Here is a 20,982-nt window from a genome sequence, read left to right as displayed (position 1 = left end):
TTTCATTGTGGAAGTTATTTAATTCTCATTCCTTAGTTGAAAGAATGAATATATTAAAAAAAATCGTCAAGTTAAATTTATTAGGTCTCCGATAATTGGCAAAAAAAATGATAATAAAACCAGAAAAATTAGGCGGAGATAAATTTTTAGGGCTGGGATTTTTCAAGCATTCCCAGTGCTGCGAGTCAGATATGCGGAATGTGCGCTAAAGAGCGATCGCACAAAAACTGTCGCAGTTGCACACCGATCGCCTCCAGAGAAAAATGAGTTTCCACCCGAATGCGAGCGCGCTTACCCAACTCCCGCCCCCACGCCCGATCGTCTAAAACCCGACCGATCCCCCCTGCCAAAGCGGTTGCATCCTCACGGGGCACAACGATCCCGCCGTCAGCTTCGCCCCCCTCGAAAATATCAGGCACTCCAGGGGCGTCAGCAGCCACAACGGGCAACCCGCAAGCCATCGCCTCCAGCGGTGCAACCGGAAACCCCTCATGCCGAGAAGGCAAAGTATAAACGTCAGCAGCCGAGAGGTACTGTCGCATCAAAGCGCGATCGCGCACATATTCATTCACCCAAACAATGCCCGAAAGCTGCATCTGAGCGATTCGCTGGCTCAATTCCTCCGCGTCGCTACCAGTCCCCACCAGCAACAGCCGCAAATCTCGGTTGGGGCGATCGCGACAGATCCCTTCCCAAGCTTCCAGCAATATATCTAACCCCTTGCGGCGAATCTCAATCCGCCCGTGACAGGCGACAATTTCAGCGTCACCGGGAAAACCCAGCAGTTGCCTAGCTTCAGCGCGATCCATTGGTTGCCACAGTTCCAAATCCAGCGGGTTAAAAATGCGGGCAATCTTGGCTGTCGGCACGCCATAGCGACTTTGCACGCGCTGTACCTCGGTTTGCGAAGCAATAATTAAACCCGCGCTCGCTTTGAGGGCGATCGGGCGCGACAAACCTTCCCAAGGACTAACCTGAAAATCGCCCCCCTGAAACGTGGCAAAAACAGGCAGCCCCATCCGCCACCCCAACCAAGTGCAAGCGTCGAAGCGCGGGTACTCGTATTCTTGGCAGAGAATCGCTTGGCAGTTTTCCCGTCGCAGTTCTGCCGCCAGCAACCCCAGCGGTGTAGCCAGATAAGGAGTAACGCTTTTCACCCCTGCCAACATCAGACGGCCCAGGCCTCGAACCTCTCCAAACATATCCTGAACCGTCCACCCTTGAGGGTTAACCATCTGGCGACGGACAGCTTGGTAAAGTTGAGGTGCGGGCAGGGTGCAGATTGTTGCACCTGTGTCTTTGTGGGTGTAGCGCACGGGTTCAGCCACGCTACCAGAGATGCAGAATAACACTGTCCGCACCCCTGCCCGCCGCAGCGCCTCAATGTAGCCAAACATCCAGCCCCCCGTCATTTCGTTGCAGAAAGCTTCAAAGGAAACCCCGATGGTATCTAAAAAATCTTCGATTAAATCGCCCCAGTGCAGGAGGGCGATCGTTGGTTCTGGTTGGAAATTCATAAATTTTATGGCTTCTGCCAAGCTGATGCTGTTTCCGTTCCCAGGGAATCAGGTTTATGCAGCCAATAGCTTACCCAGGTTACAGGACTCAGGGCAGTACAGAATAATAAGCGTATGAGGGCAGGCAAGCGAGAGAAAGCAAAATCATGGCAGACTACTGTCAGGGGATTGATAAAAGTAGCAGAACTCTGGTAAGGCAAACCGATTAAATCCCTCAGTTGATCGATCCTATAGCCGCGCCGAACGTGACCCCATTCTGCCATCACCTCTGCTTCAGGCGGACAGAGCGGTTTCATCACGCCGTAGTAGGGAAAGCGCCAGTTCTCATTGGGACTGCTCACTAATAAAAAACCCTTGGGTTTAAGCACTCGCAGCGCTTCAGATACAGCTTTTTGGTGGTCGGGAATGTGTTCGAGAACGTCGAACATCGTCACTGCATCAAAGGACTCATTTTCAAACGGTAAATTGGTCGCGTCGCCACAGATGAAGCGTACTTTTTCCTGCAGGTTGCAAGGAACATTTGCATATTTAGGATCGAGGTCAATGTTAGTAATTTGCGCTTGCGGATAAAGTAAAGACGTTAAGCCTCCTTGACCTCCTCCTACTTCTAAAATTTCTTTAAAGGGCATATCTGGGGAAATGCGGTGAATTGCCCGCATCTTTTCTCGGTAAAAGAATCCCAGGGTCAAGGGCTGACCGAAAGGGTTGCGGGCTAAGAAATTGCCCAGCTTTTCTTTATGCGTCTCAAATTTTTTGGTCTCAACAACTGTTGCCATAATCTTCCTCTAATTGGAAAAACTATTGATCCTTCTTTACACGATTTTTGAGGTAAAAGCTGACTCCCGCAAAGCAACCTAATACCTCTGCCAATAGCGTTCTATTAATCCCTTTAAATCCGGTCAAAAGACCGATTAAAAATCGTTTCACATAATAGAGAGGTAAAATGATGAATAAGCGAAGCAAGTTCCCCCAGTGCTTGTAGCGCCCAAACTGAATCAAAAGGGCCGCGATGTGACCCCGCATATATTGGTACATCTGATGTTTCAAGCTATCGAGATCGCCCCGGTGATAGTGATAAACAACAGGGGTCGGATCGTAGTAGCAAATCCACCCTTCCGCCAGCACTCTATACCATAGCTCTGAATCTTCACTGCACCCAGATGCCCCTGCACCCAAGCGTTCGTCAAAGTCTCCTAGTAACTCAAAAGCTTCACGCCGAAAAGCCATATTTGCTCCTGCACCAATGCGCCAAACGGGAGCGCCTAGGTGTTTCGTATCCTTAAAAAATTCAGCGTCAAAAGTCAGAGATCGGTATCCCCAACCAAAGCCCGTATCACCTTTTTGGAATATTAATTGGGCTTCTGTTTCGAGTTCAGCAGGCAGGACGAGGCCGGTTACAGCGATGATCTTGGATTCGCGGAAGCTTTGTGCAATCCTGGCCACCCAGTCAGGGTGAACGATCACATCGTCATCGGTAAACGCAATAATGTCGCCTGTACAGTGGCGGATGCCAGTATTGCGGGCGATGCTTAAACCAGGGCGAGGTTCTAATACATATTTGACTCCAGGGATCTCGGCCACCAGTTGGCGGGTGGCGTCTGAACTCGGAGCATTATCAATCACGATAAGCTCATGAGCAGGTTGGGATAAATTTTGCAGGGATTGCAAACATCGCGCCAACTGTTCTGGCCGATTTCGAGTGCCGATTACGACAGAAACAGATGCGCTGCTAGTCTGGTTCAAGCGTTCCTGCAGCTTGGCCAGGGGTTGCTCTAAGGCAGTCAGGGCATGAAACTCAGGGGGCTGGTGCCACGCCCGATTTTTTTTGTAAACTTCAGGCAAAGGCGCTTTAAAACCTTGCTCTAGCAGGTGGCTACCGACTGCAGGCGCGATCGCCAGCGCCGCTAGATTCGCTAGTTGTGAAGCCGAGATTGGCAACTGATCCTCTAAAATCTCCCGTTCGCCAAGGGGGATATTATGCCACCAAAACACTACATATATTCCGGCGTAGTTGGAAATCAAGGGCAATTCAGGAATATTTTCGCTCAATTCGACATTGAGAACTTTCCAAGGCTTGCTCACAGAAATTACCTCAAGAAATATTATTTATGAGCTGTTTAGCCAGCTAATTTTGCACGCCCCAATATCAAGCTGCGTTCTTCTGGGCTCATGCGAACCACACGGCTAATTCCGGCCCACTTACCACGGACAAAACTCCCATTTATCTCCACTTCCGCTGGATTCATCCGCCCCAAAGCTGCTCTTAAAGATTGAATCAGGACATTTTGGGAAGCTTTCACCGCATCGATAATAAATTTCAACAGCCAATCTCGATAAGAACCAGACCAGAGAAGAGAATCCCCCAAAACTTGAGAGGTTCCTAGACCATAGTTAATGTCGATCAAGTATTTTTGAGAAGTACGCCTAGCCGGAATAAAGTGTCTTAACTGACAGTCGGGAGTGTACCACAGGTCGTATCCTGCTCCGTAAATCCGCAAAGCGATTTCCACATCTCCCCCTGATATGAGCTTAGTTCCGATGCGATCTTGAAGTAACGGTTTATCTATCCAGCCAGTATGAGCGAGGGCTGCTCTATTCAGAACTAATCCTGCTCCCACTAAACAAGATTTTTTTTGGGGTTCTGTACCGTGTTCTTGTTGTGCGAAGGAGTACCCATAATTCAATACATATTTGGCTGGTAGAGTTTCCCAATCTAAAATTACTCGACCGCCAAAAGCGCCGCAGTCGGGATGAGCCGCTGCAAATCTAACAGCTTGTTCCACCCAATTTTCTGCCAGGAAGCAATCGTCATCTACAAAAGCAATCCAATCAGCAGTTGTATTTTTAACGCCACAGTGGCGGGCATAGGTTAATCCTTGCTGTGTTTCTGATACTGTAGAAAGCTGGGGAATTTGCCCCATCACTCGATATTTTTCGACAATTTTCTGCGTATTATCGGTGCAATTATTGTCAACTACTAAAACCCTCCACTCTAGGTTGGGTGAAACTATTTGTTGGGAAATAGCTGAGAGAGCTTTGTCTAAAAGGGGAGCATTGTTATAAGTACAAATTACGATATCGATCGGCGGAAGCTTACTCATATTTAACTATTCTTCCCTGCATTCAATATGAAACATATCTCTGAAAAAACTCTCCTAATTTTAGGCAAATTGCTGCCTAATTTTTTCAATTAGTTTTAAAGAGCGGGGATATTCCCCAAACAGACCTACAACACCGCCCCACAACTCGGCTAGAATCATGGGCGGAGGCAATACATGGCATCCTCTGACACTTTGTTGCAACTGATTTAACTGATTGGCAAACCACCAGGCTACAAGCCAGCGCAATTTCGAGCGTTGGCTCGGATCGGTCTGATAAGATTTTACGACAAAAGCCATAAAACCTAAACCCCACGTCCAATACTGGCGGCGCAATTTTTCATATTCCCGACGGTGTTGGTGAAACACCAGATAGCGAGGCTCATAGACGAGGGGATAGCCAGCGCGAACAACTCGATAAAACATATCTAAATCGCCACCGCCGGGGAGAGGCGCACCTGTATCGAGTGCATCATCAAATCCCCCTAATTTCAGTAGAACATCTCGGCGAAATGCCATATTGCAACCAGCTCCAAATATGCCAGCCCCACAGGGGTATAAGGGATTATAGGGCAAGATTTGACCATAACGAATTTTTTCAAAACCGCGTCGAAAGCCTCCTCTGCTTTCAAATAAAATTTGGGCTTCAGTCACTAACTCATAAGGCAGCACTAACCCTGTAAAACCGCCAGCATCAGGATTTTCTGCCCAAGCTTCCCTCAAGCCTTTGAGCCATTGGCGATCGGGCGTGACATCATCGTCAAGAAAGGCTAATAGTTCGCCCGTTGCTTCCTGCAAGGCGCGATTGCGAGCGAAGTCTAAACCGGGTTTTGGTTCCCGGCCATAGCGAACTCCTGGTAGAGAGTCTACCAATTCCTTCGTTCTTTCATCTGAAGGTGCATTATCAATTACTAACACTTCAAAGTAAAGCTTTTCACCCAAAATAGGTGTTTGCAACTTGAGTAAATGTTGCAGGCACCGCGCCAAGTTGTCCGGCCGATCTTTCGTACAAATTGCTACTGTCAGCGGCGGAAAGGAATCGCCATTTTCGGCAGGAGTTAGCTCTTCTCTAATCGATTCCTGAAGTAACTTAATGCCAACCTCCCGTTCAATGATTTTAGCTAAATCTTCAGGAGAAAGGACGGTCTTGGGAGGAAGAGGCTGCATGATCAAACCAACAGCTTTATCTTTGCGCCGCACAACTAAGGCAATTCCTGTATCCTCCTCAGAAATTATCAGATTTGGGAGGGGCTGTGTCACTTCAATGTCAAGGATGGGATAAGGCATAAATAATTCACCAACTTACTCTTAGTTTTTTACTTAGTTTTGTACGTTACGGTGTTGCAAGTGATAAAGCTTGGCGAAGAGGCCGTCGAGTTTCAGCAAATACTGGAGGTTGCCTTGTTCGATCGCCCTGCCATTTTCCATCACAATAATTTTATCCGCATTTTCTATCGTCGATAAGCGGTGAGCAATGACAATGACGGTACGATCCTGGCTGAGCGTATTGAGGGCATCCTGAATCAAGTTTTCGGCAATACTATCCAGAGCATTCGTTGCTTCATCCAGAATTAGAATATCTGGGTTGCGGACAATCGCCCGAGCGAGGGCAATGCGCTGCCTTTGCCCGCCAGAAAGGCGAACGCCGCGATCGCCCACTTTCGTGTCATACCCTTCCGGCAGTTGGCTGATAAAATCGTGAGCATTGGCAAGTTTTGCCGCCTCAAAAATTTCTGCCTCGGTTGCTTCTAAACGCCCATAGGCGATATTATCCCTCACCGTCCCGCTAAAGATATGGACATCTTGGCTGACAATCGCAATTCGTTTCCGCCAGTCCATTAAATTAAGTTCTTTTAATGAGCAGTCGTCAACATAAATTCCTCCTGACGTTGGCTCATAAAAGCGGCAGAGGAGGCTGATGATCGTAGATTTTCCCGCACCCGATGGCCCCACTAAAGCAGTCGTTTGGCCGCGTTTGAACTCGACGGAGACAGCCTCTATTGCCGGCCGATCTTCAGGATTGTAAGTTAAGGAAACTGACTCAAAATAGATCGCCTGCTTCAGCTTGTCAAAGGGAACTGTACCAGAGCGGATGTAAGGTTTATCCGAAGTGTCTAAAAAAGACATTACCACTTCAGCAGAACAGGCGGTAGAGACTAAACCTAACCTCGCGATATCTAGTTGTTGCACCTGCGGTTGCAAGCGGTAGAGGATGAATAAAAAAGTCAGCAGCGTTGGCATAGCTGACTGGTTTTGCAGGAGGGCGATCGCCAAAATTGCTAGCAGGAGGAGTGCGGAAAAAACTTCATAGAGCGGATTGATGAGCCCTCCCAGCATATCGAGTTGCAAAAAGGTGTTTCGCACCTGCAGGGAAGCGCGATCGAAGCGTTCTTGCTCGTAAGATTCCCGTCCAAAGGAGCGGATGGTTTTCATCCCCCCTAATCCCTCCCACATTCGGACAGCGAGCTGAGAATTGGCGTCTACTGCTTGCTGTGCCAGATGTTTGACTCGCCGCGTCACAAACTGGATGAACTGTGAGATGAGGAAGAGCGCTATACTGATAATTAAGGTGAGTTGCCAAGAGATGAGCAGTAACAGCGTCGCCAGGACAGTAATCGTACAAGCAGACGTAATCAAGTTAACAAACAAACTCAAAGCTTTGCTAGTCTGCCAACTCTCTGTTGCCAAAATATTCATAATCTTTCCCGATTCGCTGCGCTCTAAGAAAGAGTAGCTAACGGTTAAAGTTTGGTTAAAAATTTGGCAGCGCAATCGGTTGCTAATTCGCGAATTTAACCAAGCAAAAAGCAGAGAATTACTATAGACAATCAGGTTTTTGATGAGGATGCTGACTAAAATACAAGATGGAATGATTAAGGCGCGGTAGCCAGCAGGGACACCAGCGAATATCTGGTTCAGAGAATCAATGAAAGAATTGCCAGTTATAGCCTGAGCTTGTTCTTGCTGTAAAGTTTGCAAAAAGGGAATGAATAAGCTAATGCCAAAGCCGTCGGAAAGGGAAGCAAGCATACCCAAGGAAATCATTGCCGGGATAGCCCAAGGATAAAGCTTGAGGAGGGGTAGCAGAGTTCTAATAGCCTGAATTTCTTTTTTCATAAGACAACTCTGCCTTTGTCGGTGGCGTGGCGCTAATTTTTACTTAAGGGAGCGTGTCAATATTTGGTTGATTTCGCTGGACAAGGAGGGAAATTGACTGGTGAAAAATGTTCCCTATCGTTACCATGAATTCGATCTTTTTGCGCCGGAGCTCTACCAACACCTCCCGGCCCATCGGTGGGTTCTCAGAGTATGGCGTATCTTCTACTCTCACAGGTGCATCTAGAGCATCCTGATGTTTCCCAGACTGGGATAATAGGTTTAGAAGGCTCTTTCCCAATACTATGTAAAAGCCAGAACGTAATAAGGGTGAGATGCACTCAGTTTTTAAAGCTTGGAATAACCAAAAGAGCGCGGTGCGATCGCGGCCGTTGCGGCTGCTTTGGTTCGCTAAGTACAGCAAAAAATTACTGGTAGATAATCGGTGCAGGAAATCGGGAATTTCGGGATGCCGTTGCTTGGCCGCTTGCAGCATCAAAGATTGAGAATTCGCCATTGCCGTATAGTTGGTAGACATAGTGTTATACATTCTGCGATAGCCAATGGAAAATTCCGGCACGGCTCGAAATTGATAAAGCTCTGCTATCCGCAGGTATAAGTCCCAGTCTTCACAGCCTTGAGCATTCCTTTCCTTCAATGTCTTGTCATAAACCCCCACCTTTTCCAAACAACTGCGACGGATCATAGAAGCACTCGCGTTTCCTATAAAGTTGTGGCAGATTAGGGTGGCGTACACGTCACCTTCAATTCTAAAAGACCGGAATCCTCCTGTTAGCAATCCTTTTTCATCTAAGTCCACTGTCCACGAATAGACTACCCCTACTTCTTCCCCTCCCTCCAACATAGATTCAACTTGTTTTTCTATGTTTTCAGGATACCAAATATCATCGGCATCAATGGGGGCAATATATTCTCCTCTGGATTTCTGAATTCCTAAGTTTCGAGCAACAGCGACTCCAGAATTTGGCTGTTTCAGAAGCTGGACGCGAGAATCTTTTTGGCCAAATTTTTCGACAATTTCAGGAGTTCGATCTTGGGAACCGTCATCGACTACTAAAACTTCAATTGCTGGATAAGTTTGAGCTAAAACTGATTTCAGAGTTTCTTCAATAAATGGCTCAGCGTTGTATGCAGGGATAATGACTGAGACGAGAGGTAAAGTGGGAGATTTTTGAGAATCTGGCTGCATTGCTTTTTAACAAGATTTTTCATTTTTTTTTCTTTGTAGATTGGCATATCTACCTTACACTCGTCGCAGTCAGGACTTACACAGTCGCTGGAAGAGATAGCCGAGAAACCCCTAATAAAAATTGTACCGCCTTCTCTGTTCAACGTCAATGGTATATAGCACGTATCAATGAGTTGTGCAAAGCAAGAGAATGGTGATATACTACAACTAAAAGTTATATTCTAAATGATAAAAAGATGCTAGTCTGCCCACAGCTACTTCGTTCAGCAATGATTTTTATTGTTTCATTGATTACATAAATCCGTGTTCTGCTAAGAATTCGGGTGTAATTGTTCCTAAACTGTTGATTGCGGAATCTTCTTCCCAAGGTTCGGGATGGGATTTTGAGCCGCTGCGGAGAAATTTGGCGACATATTTGCCCAGAATATCTGCTTCTAAGTTTACTAAACTTCCTGGTTGCAAATAGCTGAGGTTTGTCTCACCAAAACTGTGGGGAATGACAGCAACTTCAAACCAATTACCGTCAGCATCGCAATCTGCCACGGTTAAGCTGATGCCGTTGACGGCGATGCTGCCCTTGGAAACGATGTAAGGTGCGATTTGACGTTGCCATCCCGAATTTGCTACAGGTGGGGCAGTAAAGCGCATATCCCAAGCGTTGGCGGTTTGGGTGGATGTCGCTAAAGTGCCGATCGCATCTACGTGCCCCGTCACAAAATGTCCCCCCAATTTGCTACCGGCGCGCAGGGAGGTTTCTAGGTTCACCAAAGCATCGGGGAATGATCCCAGAGTTGTGCGCCGGAGGGTTTCTGGGGAAGCGACGGCGACAAAACCCGTCGCAGGCAGAACTTCCACTACCGTCAAACAGACTCCATCCACGGCTACGCTGTCCCCAATGGCCAAATCTTGTAAAATTAGGTAGGAGTTGTTTGAGGTACAGGAAATTTGGAAATAATCGTTGCCTAACGACTTCAGCTTTCCGAGAGATTGAATCAGTCCTGTAAACATAAGTATTTTTCCTTAGTCGATCGCCTATTTACATCAAACCACAGTCACAAACCAGACGCAGGAGGTTTTGCCGTCCCCCTGTCCCCCGGAGTCAATCGAAAATCTAAAATCTAAAATCTAAAATCGATAGTCCCAGATCAGTTGCAGATTCAGGCGAAGATCGAGTCATACTGGATTTAGGTCATCTTTATGTCCGAGTTTTCTACCGCCTTGCAGTTTCTTAATTCTGTCAGTAACCCAGCCCTAAAACCAGGGACTGAGCTTGTAAGAGCAATCGAAGCAAGCTGTGCTGACGGGCCTCAGCCTTAACTGGCTACGTTATTTGAGTCACGACACCGGAGAATGCGACGCTAGTTTTCCGCTCTGTCATTTGCAATTAAACAGTCTTAAGGTAACAGAGACAGTGTTGCAAGTCTAACAAGCTCTCATAACATTGACCGACAAGCGAACATTACCCCGAAAGGGAGCCGGAGACAACCATATCTCCAAAGAGGGGCAACCATACCCCTCTACCCCCGAAAGGGGAAAGGGGATTCAAGGTGGTGGTCACTCTCGCGTAGTCGAATGTGTTGAAACCGCCCATGTTGTTTCCCTCTCAGGACTAAAGTCTCTGAGTTTCCCACTTACCGAGTATTTTTATGATTGAAATGAAAGTCGCTGGAATTGCCTTAGATGCAGCCACGCGCAGTCCTATTGTCCTATTGAGAGACGCTACTGAGCGACGGGCTTTGCCTATTTATATCGGTCAGGAGCAAGCAAAGGCTATTATTAGCGCGATCGAAGGCCACAAGCCTCCTCGGCCCTTAACTCACGATCTGATGGTCAATTTTTTAGAGTCATGGAGTCTTACCTTGGAGCGCATAGTTATTCACTCGCTGCAAGATAACACGTTCTATGCCGTCCTGATCGTCCGTCAGGGAGAAGTTAAAAAAGAGATCGATGCCCGACCTAGCGACGCGATCGCCCTAGCCTTGCGAACGAATAGCCCCATCTGGGTGATGGAAGAAGTCGTCGCCGATGCTTCGATACCTGTCGATCGAGATGCTGATGAGGCCGAACGCCGGGCCTTCCGGGAATTTATCTCAAACCTCCGTCCAGAGGATTTGATTAAGAGAAGCGGCTTCAGCCCGGGCGAAACTTCCTAAACTTTATGCGCTATCGACGGTTTGGCAAAACGGAGTTGCACCTGTCTGTATTTTCCTTGGGAACCATGCGCTATTTGGCTTCTGAGGAAACTGCCTGTCAGACTGTACAACAGGCTGTGTCTCAGGGAATCAATCACCTGGAAACGGCTGCAGGTTACGGTTGCAGCGAGGACTATCTTGGCGCGGCCCTTTCGGCTGGCTTGTCTGTCGATCGATCGCGCCTCCACATCACTACAAAAATTTCCCCAACCGAGGATGCAGCAGCAATGGAACGCTGCATCGACGCATCCCTCAAACGCCTGAATTTAGACTATATCGATTGTCTGGCAATTCACGGTTTGAATACTTGGGAACATTTGGCGATGGTGCGATCGGCCACAGGCTGTATGCAAGCAGTACGCAAAGCCCTGGCTGATGGGATCATTCGGCACGTCGGCTTTTCGACTCACGGGCCTCTGGATCTGATTTTGGCTGCAATCAATACAGATTTGTTTGAATTTGTCAACCTGCATTATTACTATTTTTTTCAGCGCAACGCCCCGGCAATTGAACTCGCCAAAGACAAAGATATGGGCGTTTTCATCATTTCCCCAGCCGATAAAGGAGGGCAACTCTACACGCCCCCGGAAACTCTCGCACAATTGTGCTCGCCTTTCTCGCCTTTAGAGTTGAACTATCGATTTTTACTTAGCGATACTAGGATTGGGACTTTGAGTGTGGGCCCTGCAAATGCCACAGAATTAGAGCAACCCCTGAAATATTGCGATCGCGACTTTCCCCTCACCAACGCCGAAATCGCTGCGTTCGATCGGCTAGAATCGGTTATTGCAGACACTTTGAAAACCGACAAATGCAGCCAGTGCTATGCCTGTTTGCCTTGCCCGGAAAACATCAACATTCCCGAAGTATTGCGACTCCGCAATCTCGCCGTCGGGTGCGACATGACTGACTTTGGCAAATACCGCTATGCCATGTTTGAAAATGCCGGACACTGGTTTCCCGGCAGCAAAGGCAACCGCTGCACCGATTGCGGCGAATGTTTGCCCCGGTGTCCCGAAGAGTTAGACATCCCAACCTTGCTCAAAGATACTCACCAGCGACTCGGTGGCAAAGCAGGCAGGCGGTTGTGGGATTGAAAAAAAGGTGTGAAGCAGGGAAAAGGTCGATCGAGCGTATCTAAGTGTTGCAATAATTACGCTAAACTTTGGTTTAAACTGACATCTTGCACCATTCTCCAGAACAGGCAAGATCCCTGTTCCACAAAGAATTAATTTCTTGTGGGGAGTAGGGGTTGGGCAGGAGAGCCCGCCCATAAAAACCTTATTGAAAATGGTGCAACATCTCTGTTTAACTAAATTTACGATACAGTCGATCGATCAACTACTTCGTTTTACGACTGTATGGAGGAGCATCCCGATTTTGCAAAAAGCGTTTTTGAGGAGCGAGTATCTTGCACAGCAAAGCCTACATCTAACCGCGAACACTCCTGTGAAAGCACTCATTTGGATGCTCCCAACACACTTTAAATAGGAGCCGACTATTATATGTAAAAACAACTAAATAACACCATCTGATTCAACAGCTAGAAACCGATTTATTTGAGAATACCCCAGTCATTTTCTTGCTGGGTTGGCGGCGAGAGGCAACAATTTTATGATGAGTGATTAACCGAACTCGATATAAAATCTAAAATCGTTCAACTGAGCACTCACGCCGAAGTCTAAAATCTAAAATCTAAAATCTAAAATCTAAAATCTAAAATTGATCGCCTGTCATCTATAACCGATCCCGCATCTACTACTATGGCTCATACTCAGTTAAACGACAGCCAGCAAAATTGTCTGCAGCAAACTAAAGTTGCGACTTCCGAAAGAAGATTGAAAGCAGCTTTCAAGCCGTGTACCTACAACTTATCTGTTACCAGAAAACAGCTAATCGGACTGCTGACTTTACAAACAATCTTGCCCGTCGGACTAACGGCTGCAGCACTTTGGCTAACATCGGCAGTTGGAAGCAATCAACTGCAAAATCAAGCTAAATCAGAACTGAGCCTTAGTGAAATTAACTACAATCTCAAACTCGATCGCGCCGCCGACCGTTTGCAAAACTCCTCTGACAGCAAAACGATCGCCCAAATAGCCTTAGCTTACAACAGCGGTAAAAAAGTATCAGATTTGCAAAAATCTGTCAAGCAAATTATAGAAAATCAAGTCACAACAGGGGAAATAGACAGCGCGGCATTAGTTGGAAAAAACAGGCAGATAGTGGTTAGCGTCAACTCTAACCAGAAGGGAAAAAGTTTTAACCTGCAAAAAATAGTCGATCGAGTATTCGCTACAAAAGAGTCAATTACGGCCACCGAAATCATTGCCAACTCAGAAGTTAAGAAACAATTGGGATCTTTGCCGGCCGGAAAGGGATCTCGCCCTGTTCTCCTCAACTACGCAGCAATTCCCATAAAAGATCCCAAAAATCAGACAGTGATTGCTGCCTTAGTCTTAGGAGAAATTATCAGCCAAACTTCGGCAGTTGCTAGCACCAAAACCATCAATTTACAGGGCGGGGGATATCAGGCTATCTACGCACCGCTGGCTGACGGCAAATTTGTTTTGGCAAGTTCGCAAGCAGTTACAAAAAACCAACAGTTACCAGACTTGCTGGCAGAGAAATCGCTGCTGAAATCTGCACTCGCAGCAGGCGGCAAACCAGTCGCCGGAAACGTACAAACAGGCAGTCAAACTTATGCTGTAGCTGCCAAATCCCTTGGCAATTTAGCCGGAAAACCAGCCGCAATTTTAGTGCGATTCATCCCCAAAACATCAATAGAAACTTGGGGGGGCAATAACTGGCTGCTGGCAATGTCTGCGGCTGCCGTTATCCCGTTCGCCTTGGGAGTTGCCGTCACCCGCCGAATTGCCAAACCCGCTAACTCAGATTTATCAACAGCAGAGGGGAATTGGGCATTTAACTCCAGCGCCGAACCGCAGCAGCGATCGCGGACATTTGATATAATTTATGACAATTTAAATTTCGGCGAATTCCCCGATTTATTTCCTAAAAAATCTAGTTTAGATGGTCAATTAGCAGTCGATTTTCGATATAAAAAAAATGCGGGCGCTCGACCGATCGCAAATCCCCACATCCCGCTCGCTTTCCAACCCCTAGAATTGCCCGAAAACTCCGTCTCAAACCAGTCGCGGCAGGTAAATACAGAAAATACAGAATTAGAAAAAAGCGCGATCGCCTTAAATCAAGTCCAGGAAGCTTGGCAAGACTTAAATCGCCTCAACTGGGAATTGCAGCCAGAAATACTCGATCGCCAAAACACTCAAAAAGCCCTGCGAAAGAGCGAAGCACTACTGCAAGCTATTTTAGACAACTCAACAGCAGTAATTTACATCAAAGACCTTGACGGAAAATACCTGCTCACCAACCGCCATTTTGACAATTTGTTCGACATCGCAAAAGAGCAAATAACAGGGAAAACCGACGGCGATATTTTTCCCCAAGACAAAGCAGCAGCCCTGCGAGAAAATGACCTGAAAGTTCTCGAATCCTCCTCGCCCCTAACCCTCGAAGAAATCATTCCTCAAGACGACGGCCCGCACACTTATATTTCTCTGAAATTTCCCCTCTGCAACTCCGAAGGTAAAGCTTATGCAGTCGGTACAATTTCTACAGATGTGAGCGATCGCAAACTTGCCGAACGCACCCTAGAAAAAGCCAAAGCAGAACTAGAAATAGAAGTCGAACAGCGCACCCTATTCCTCAAACAAGCCAACGAACTCTTGCGGTTTGAACTCGCCGCCAGAGTCCGCGGCGCCATCACAGTCAGACAAATGACGGCTCAAGTAGCCCGACACGCCAGAACAGTTGACGGCATTCTCGGTGCTTCTCTTGACCTAATTTTTCTAGTAGATCGATCGGGGAAATACACCTATGTCAGCCGCACCGCGGCTCAAGCTGCCGGCATGAACCCCAGAGAAATGATTGGCAAAACCTGGCAGGAATTAGGCTGGCCACCAACAATTATGCAGCGGGTTCACCAAGAATGCCAGGGCATATTTGCCACAGCCGAACCCGTCAAAGGCGAAGTAATTGTCCCCACGGCAAACTGGGGAACCCGCGACTACGAGTACATTCTCAGCCCGGTATCGGCGACAGACGGCAGCGTCGAAGCGGTGGTGGCGACACTGCGGGATATCACCGAACGCAAAGACGCTGAGGAAGCATGGCAGTTGGCTAAAGAAGCCGCAGAACTCGCCAACCGCGCCAAGAGTGCTTTTCTGGCAAACATGAGCCACGAGTTACGCACTCCCCTCAACGCGATTATCGGCTACAGCGATATGCTGGTGGAAGATGCCGAAGAGTTGGGCAACTTAGAGGTTGTCTCGGATTTAGACAAAATTCGCACTGCTGGGAAACATTTGCTGCGCCTAATTGACGACATTCTCGACATTTCCAAAATTGAAGCTGACAAGATGGAGATTTACCTCGAAAGCTTCGATGTCGGCGGCTTAATCGAGGAGGTGGCAACAACTATCAAACCGCTAATGGATAAAAACGGCAATACTTTGGAAGTATTGAGTTCTGACAATATCGGCGCCATGCACGGCGATTTGATGAAAGTGCGACAGGTAATGCTGAATTTGCTCAGCAATGCTGCTAAATTTTCTGCTAATGGGGCGATCGTACTTACTGTCGAAAGAATTACCAGTGAAGAATTAAAAAATAAATATCAACCGAAAGTTGCTCAAATGTTAATTTTGGATGCAGATTTTTTAATTTTCCGAGTGACGGACACGGGCATCGGCATGACACCAGAACAGCAAGAGCGACTGTTCCAACCTTTTACTCAAGCGGACAATTCAACTACTCGCAAGTACGGGGGTACTGGTTTGGGACTGACTATCAGTCAGCGTTTTTGTCAGATGATGGGCGGCGATATTGAAGTTACTAGCGAGTTAGATTGCGGTTCTACTTTTACTGCTTGTCTGCCTGCTTCATTGTTTAGGCGATCGGAATTTTAACATGACAGTATCTACGGGAAATATATAAAAAAGAAAATACTAATTATGAAATACGATGTTGATACCCGCAGGCATGGCATTTTGACAAAAAGTTTATTTTTGTTCGCGATCGCCTGTTATGCGTGCCTCGGAGCCTTGCTCTGCGAGCAATCTGCGGCTTTTTCCCAGGAGCCTGTCTGCCCGACTGGCAGCGCTGCTAATTTCCCGTCGCCCCCGCTTTCGCAAACCGAAAAAAGCGTGCCGAGTCTGTGGTTAGCTCAAAAACTCTTTGGCGGAAAATTGCTCGATCGCTGGTTTGTCGATCCCGGCAATACTTGGGTAATTATCATAGTCAATCGCCAACTTTGGAGTTTGCTCGATTATATGGAACGCTATCAGTTTGTTAACCGCTTTGGCACTGTCGCCAACGATTATGGTTACAATGTGCGAGTTTGCAACCGTCAAGGCACTGCTTTGGCAGTTTATTCGTGCAAGGGCGATCGGCTTAACTGTCGGATTGAGTTAGAATCTCTCTCAAATCCAGGTCTTCGAGGAGGGGTGAAAGGCTTTTAGATTAGTGTCCTTACAAGAGTTAGGACACGGCGCCGTGCCTTTGGGAGTGTCAACTTAAGGTCAAACCCATAGTCCGGCAAGGGTTGAAACCCCTGCCTCAAAGCTAAAGTCGTCTGAAGACGACTAATGAGTTCTTCAGTCCTCTTTGAGAGGACTTTAGCTATTAGACAGGGGTTTCAACCCCTGGCGGGCTCGCGGGATGACTGTAATTTAACTTCTCACTACTTGCCGAATTTCTTGCCAGAGCGATCGATACAGCGAAATGCCCGCATCCCCAAACGGCAGCAGAAAGTCGCTAGCAGCAAGAATCTTAGCATCCGGCAACAACACAGAATTAGTGCGAACAGCTTCCGGCAAATTCTCGGGTTTCATGCCGACAATTATCGGCGAACTAGCTTTTGCGAGCAAAGATAATTGAGGAGCAACCCGAGGTTGTAAGCAAAAATCAATCCATTTGTCAACTAAAGAAACTGGATTCCCCGATGCTGGTTCTACCCACAAATCTGTCCAAAGTGCAGTTCCCGAAACCGGAACTACTAAAGCAATATCCTTTTGAGTTTGCAGCAGTGGCAGCAAGTCCCCAGAGGAACCTACTGCCAACCAAGTATCGCCTAAAATTAATGGTTGCAGGTAAGCGTCAGAACTATAAAGTTTAACTTGTTGGTGCAGATTTGCGAGTTCTTTTTTGAGATTTGGGACTTGATCTAATTGCTGCGTATTGTAAGATTTTCCGAGTTTTTTTAATGTTAAACCGATAACTTCTCTGGCACTGTCTGGCAGAGAAATTCGATCGCGCAATTCGACTCGCCACAAGTCTTTCCAATCTGTCGGAGTCCACCCCAAAGCCTTAAATTTGTCGGTTCGATAGGCAATTACCGTACTTCCCCAGCGGTAAGGTGCAGCCCACACTTTACCTTGAGGATCTAATTTACCCTCATCGTTGCGCCTGACGAGTTTTTGCCATCTTTCGGGCAATTGTGACCAATTAGCAAACTTACCAGGATCGATCGGCTTAATCAATTTTTGCCGAATTGCCAAAGTCAGCCAGTAATCTCCCAACATCACCAAGTTAGCTTGATTTTTTGATTCGGGAACCCGTTTCCACTCCTGCAACAGGGCGAATAATTCTTTTAATTGTGCTTCTTGCGTTACCTGTAAAAGCGGAGACGGTTGTACATCGCGCCTAAATTTGCTTACCAGTTGGGCCGGAATACCGTTTTTGAGCGATCGAATTTTGAGAATCGGCTTCGAGTCGCACCCTGCCGCCAATTGACTTAAAGTTAGGGTGGCGGCCCCCAATAGCAAAGACCTTCGTTTCACCTGTCAATCCGCTTTTCTAAATATTGACCCATCGTTTTGTGTTCTACAGCCGGGGAAATAATTGTTTGTCGAGTCCGGTAGTGGGCGCCGATTTGTCTTATTTCTTTTTCAAACACAGAGCCATTGTACTCGGTTCTGCTGCCAAGAGAGTCTGTTTGACCGAAAGCATCCAGGATACAATCCCCCGAATTTATCCATGGGATCAATTCTAAAATCTAAAATCTAAAATCTAAAATCTAAAATCTAAAATCTAAAATCTAAAATCGCGCAATCGATTGGCTCTTGCCCTGATTTTACCTTCTACATTGTCGATCGAGCTTTCCGATGCCGAAAACTCCGTCAACTTAACGCCTAATTTCTGTGCTGCAAGTTACTTTGAGCCAGTTTTGCTCGTCAGCCCGGTCGATCGACTGCATCTGTGTTACATTTTTTAATATAACGAAACAACGAGAGCGCTGCCATCTGCCGTTAGATGACGCTTTTTACACAACCGAAGTGAAAAACTATTTTTATATCGGCGACAGATTAATAACTAAAAAAACTAAAAACCAATTTATCTAAATCCTGAAAGCACTAGCGAGAGCGAAGTCAATCTAATAGGACGCTCTGCCATCCGACTCTCAGAAACCCGACGTTTTATCTCTGATTCAAGGTTTGAACGAAGTATGGAGGTTAACCAACCCGGTTCCTGTGTCCAAGACTATGTAAAACCTAAAATCTAAAATCTACAATCGACTCACGAATGGCGAGCGATTATCTTCAGGCTGGCTCCCTAAATCTACCGTCAGAATTAGAAACACAACAATTACGTCAAAAATTAAATAATTTAGTGATAAATCCAAGTTATGTAAAGATTTACCTAAAATGTAAAGATATTAAGTTACGAGCCAAAGGATAATTGTATGGAAGCGCTCCGCCAGCAAGTTACAGTATTGAGCCAACAAGTCGAGGCCCTCTACAAACTCATAGAAAACCTCAATGAAAAGCTCTTGGAGTCGGCCAAGGAGACGAAGCTGACTCAGCAACAGAGAAACGATCGCTCTGGAACGCTAGGAAATGATCAAACCTCCCCCTATCAAAGCTACAGCAGTCTCGACGGCCTCCTCGAACACAAAGACATACTGTTAGATGACAGCTACTTCGACAAAAATTCTCAAAGCCTGGAAAAAGAGCTGAGCGCTGAGATTCAAATCCAGCGCTTAACAGCTCAGCTAACAGCAGCTTACAATCGAATTGCAGCCTTGGAAGAACAGTTGCTCTCCAAAAGAATGCACTCGCAACATCTAGGCGGGCCTAATTAAATATTGCTACCGGGTATCGGGTATTAATTTCAGAAAAAATACAATTTGCGTCGATTTATGCTCGTCTACTTATAGAGTGATTGTAGGGAGTTTTTGGTCTCGCACAAGTAGGATGGAAATAGCATATTAAGGCGAGATTTGGTATAGAAATAGCAATCCTCTTTGTTTGGTGAACAAGATTTTTTTTGATGAACCGCAGAGGGCACAGAGGGCGCAGAGAGAGAGCAGAAAGAGCACAAAGAGCACAAAGAGCACAAAGAGCACAAAGAGAGAAGTTCGCAAATCCGGGATCGATTGCTATAACTACGTACTTAATTTTTAACTTCACACCGCGAGGCTAAAGCTTCAACAGCGTGGAGGAGTTGAGTTGGAGTCCAATTTGCAGTCAAGCCACTGGCGATCGCACACGATCCCGCACCGACCCCTTCTTTAACATAGCCGCGATCGTAAGCTTGCAGTTGCCCGTAGCGAGAACCCGCAAAACTTAGCTGCGCGGCGAACAGAGGCACACCGCCGATATCATTAGCAAGTCCTACAGTGTCTCCTGTAGGGTCTTCGGCTACCCAGCGCGTAGTCCCCACCGCAACTTGTTCGGGACACCATAGCAGAGCATATTCACGGGCTAAGGCTTGCATCAAAGCGTATACTGCCAGCATTTGCGTACCCCCGGCCAGAAGCACCCCGCAAGTCCGACTCGCGGCGATCGCCATTCCCGCCACCGCTATTTGCATCGGATCGCCCACCGCCGCTACCAATTCTAGGGGAGTGCTGTTTTGTCCGTTAATTTCCCACTCAGCATTATTGAGTCCCGCTGTCACCGCAGCCAATTTTTGAGCGTGATTGCAGCGAGGATGAGAACTATTCACTTTGCCTGCCGCTGCAATACCCAAACCCATTAACACGCCCAAAGCAGTAGTCGTTCCCCCAACTACGCACTCCCCTAAAATTAAATAGCTGCCATTAGTTTGAGCAGCCAATTTAGCTCCCCAAATTAATCCTTGTTCGAGCAAATGTTTGACTGTTTCGAGTTCTAAAGCATTGCCAGAAATCAGACACTTTGCCGGAGTGCCGCCCAAATCAATTGCAGGTACGGTAGGTGGGAGGGGCAAACCAGCATTAAATAGGTAAAGCGGCAGTTCCAAAGCTTCGACTACAGCGCGAGATATCAGTACCGGCGAGGCACCCGCTTCTAGGGGCGGCAAAGGATATTGGGGCGACGGTTGGGGGCCGTTATACAAAAATTCTGCATCGGCTAAACAAGTAAATTGTCGATCGTGCGGGGTTGCTCCTGCTGCTGAAATCCCCGGAATTAAGCCTGTCGCGGTAAATCCTAACACGCAGGCAAATATCGGTTTTCGTCCTCGATAGCGATCGAGCCATCGCTGCCCCTGTTCAATTTCTGTATAAATACCAATCATAAATTAGTCATTAGTCAGTAGTCAGTAGTCATTAGTCAGCAGTCATTAGACCTCTGCAATAATTATTGTGGAACAGGCATCTTGCCTGTTCAAGACTTGCTTTGCAGGAGAGGTCTATTAGTTATTAGTCATTAGTTATTTAGTAGCCATTAGCAATTAGCAATGCCCGATGCCCCATGCCGCATGCCCCAGGCCCAATAACTACTCTTCTTGACACTCCCCTGGCTAAAGCCGAGGGGATTCTTGATTCGCAGAATCAACTTGCCGATGCAGAATTACTTCAACAT

General features: G+C 47.0%; 17 protein-coding genes. 6 read left to right on the top strand and 11 right to left on the bottom strand.

Features of this window, described 5'->3' with window-relative positions:
- Positions 1-185 precede the first annotated feature (185 nt).
- From QT984_RS16210 to ribE, 8 genes are all read right to left on the bottom strand, one after another.
- Complete coding sequence (locus QT984_RS16210) at positions 186-1,517, bottom strand: glycosyltransferase family 4 protein (RefSeq protein WP_333374426.1); 1,332 nt, start codon at positions 1,515-1,517, stop codon at positions 186-188.
- Positions 1,518-1,522: 5 nt separating this feature from the next.
- Positions 1,523-2,293 (bottom strand): class I SAM-dependent methyltransferase, encoded by a 771-nt coding sequence (locus QT984_RS16205; RefSeq protein ID WP_333263170.1) that lies wholly within the window; start codon positions 2,291-2,293, stop codon positions 1,523-1,525.
- 22 nt (positions 2,294-2,315) lie between these two features.
- Positions 2,316-3,599, bottom strand: a complete 1,284-nt coding sequence (locus QT984_RS16200; RefSeq protein ID WP_333212103.1) for a glycosyltransferase — start codon at positions 3,597-3,599, stop codon at positions 2,316-2,318.
- Between the two features lie 35 nt (positions 3,600-3,634).
- Positions 3,635-4,618, bottom strand: a complete 984-nt coding sequence (locus QT984_RS16195; protein WP_333057979.1) for a glycosyltransferase — start codon at positions 4,616-4,618, stop codon at positions 3,635-3,637.
- A 60-nt stretch (positions 4,619-4,678) separates the two neighbouring features.
- A complete protein-coding gene (locus QT984_RS16190) occupies positions 4,679-5,902 on the bottom strand; it encodes a glycosyltransferase (RefSeq protein ID WP_333374423.1) in 1,224 nt (407 codons plus the stop codon).
- A gap of 33 nt (positions 5,903-5,935) precedes the next feature.
- A complete protein-coding gene (locus QT984_RS16185; RefSeq protein ID WP_333057981.1) occupies positions 5,936-7,732 on the bottom strand; it encodes an ABC transporter ATP-binding protein in 1,797 nt (598 codons plus the stop codon).
- 43 nt (positions 7,733-7,775) lie between these two features.
- Positions 7,776-8,921, bottom strand: a complete 1,146-nt coding sequence (locus QT984_RS16180; RefSeq protein ID WP_333057982.1) for a glycosyltransferase family 2 protein — start codon at positions 8,919-8,921, stop codon at positions 7,776-7,778.
- A 291-nt stretch (positions 8,922-9,212) separates the two neighbouring features.
- Positions 9,213-9,929, bottom strand: coding sequence for a riboflavin synthase (gene ribE, locus QT984_RS16175; protein WP_333057983.1), 717 nt, complete (start codon positions 9,927-9,929; stop codon positions 9,213-9,215).
- A gap of 638 nt (positions 9,930-10,567) precedes the next feature.
- On the opposite strand from ribE, the gene QT984_RS16170 reads away from it, so the two are divergent.
- From QT984_RS16170 to QT984_RS16155, 4 genes are all read left to right on the top strand, one after another.
- Positions 10,568-11,074 (top strand): bifunctional nuclease family protein, encoded by a 507-nt coding sequence (locus QT984_RS16170; RefSeq protein WP_333314292.1) that lies wholly within the window; start codon positions 10,568-10,570, stop codon positions 11,072-11,074.
- A gap of 5 nt (positions 11,075-11,079) precedes the next feature.
- Entirely contained in the window at positions 11,080-12,210 is a 1,131-nt protein-coding gene (locus QT984_RS16165) for an aldo/keto reductase (RefSeq protein WP_333374421.1), read from the top strand.
- A gap of 666 nt (positions 12,211-12,876) precedes the next feature.
- Positions 12,877-16,104 carry a PAS domain-containing protein gene (locus tag QT984_RS16160; protein WP_333374419.1) on the top strand — a complete coding sequence of 1,076 codons (3,228 nt, stop codon included), beginning with the start codon at positions 12,877-12,879 and terminating at the stop codon, positions 16,102-16,104.
- 45 nt (positions 16,105-16,149) lie between these two features.
- A complete protein-coding gene (locus QT984_RS16155) occupies positions 16,150-16,656 on the top strand; it encodes a hypothetical protein (protein WP_333374417.1) in 507 nt (168 codons plus the stop codon).
- A 210-nt stretch (positions 16,657-16,866) separates the two neighbouring features.
- On the opposite strand, the gene QT984_RS16150 is transcribed toward QT984_RS16155, so the two are convergent.
- On the bottom strand, positions 16,867-17,976 hold the full coding sequence (locus tag QT984_RS16150) for an extracellular solute-binding protein (RefSeq protein WP_333374415.1): 1,110 nt from the start codon (positions 17,974-17,976) through the stop codon (positions 16,867-16,869).
- Positions 17,973-18,182 (bottom strand): phycobiliprotein lyase, encoded by a 210-nt coding sequence (locus QT984_RS29815; RefSeq protein WP_445243076.1) that lies wholly within the window; start codon positions 18,180-18,182, stop codon positions 17,973-17,975. The genes QT984_RS16150 and QT984_RS29815 overlap by 4 nt, the downstream gene beginning before the upstream one ends.
- 69 nt (positions 18,183-18,251) lie before the next feature.
- Between QT984_RS29815 and QT984_RS16140 the strand changes: the two genes are divergently transcribed.
- Positions 18,252-18,410 carry a hypothetical protein gene (locus tag QT984_RS16140; RefSeq protein ID WP_333057988.1) on the top strand — a complete coding sequence of 53 codons (159 nt, stop codon included), beginning with the start codon at positions 18,252-18,254 and terminating at the stop codon, positions 18,408-18,410.
- 468 nt (positions 18,411-18,878) lie between these two features.
- Positions 18,879-19,277 (top strand): hypothetical protein, encoded by a 399-nt coding sequence (locus tag QT984_RS16135; protein WP_242715966.1) that lies wholly within the window; start codon positions 18,879-18,881, stop codon positions 19,275-19,277.
- Positions 19,278-19,588: 311 nt separating this feature from the next.
- Here QT984_RS16135 and cobT read toward each other — a convergent pair whose 3' ends face one another.
- The gene (cobT, locus tag QT984_RS16130) at positions 19,589-20,695 is read right to left on the bottom strand and encodes a nicotinate mononucleotide-dependent phosphoribosyltransferase CobT (RefSeq protein ID WP_333057989.1); all 1,107 of its coding nucleotides are present in this window, start codon (positions 20,693-20,695) and stop codon (positions 19,589-19,591) included.
- Positions 20,696-20,982: the final 287 nt, after the last annotated feature.

It is taken from the genome of Microcoleus sp. Z1_B2, from assembly GCF_036700325.1.
Classification (GTDB): domain Bacteria; phylum Cyanobacteriota; class Cyanobacteriia; order Cyanobacteriales; family Microcoleaceae; genus Microcoleus.
The sequence above is the reverse complement of the archived record's forward strand: the minus strand, read 5'-3'. Positions and strand labels throughout refer to the sequence as shown.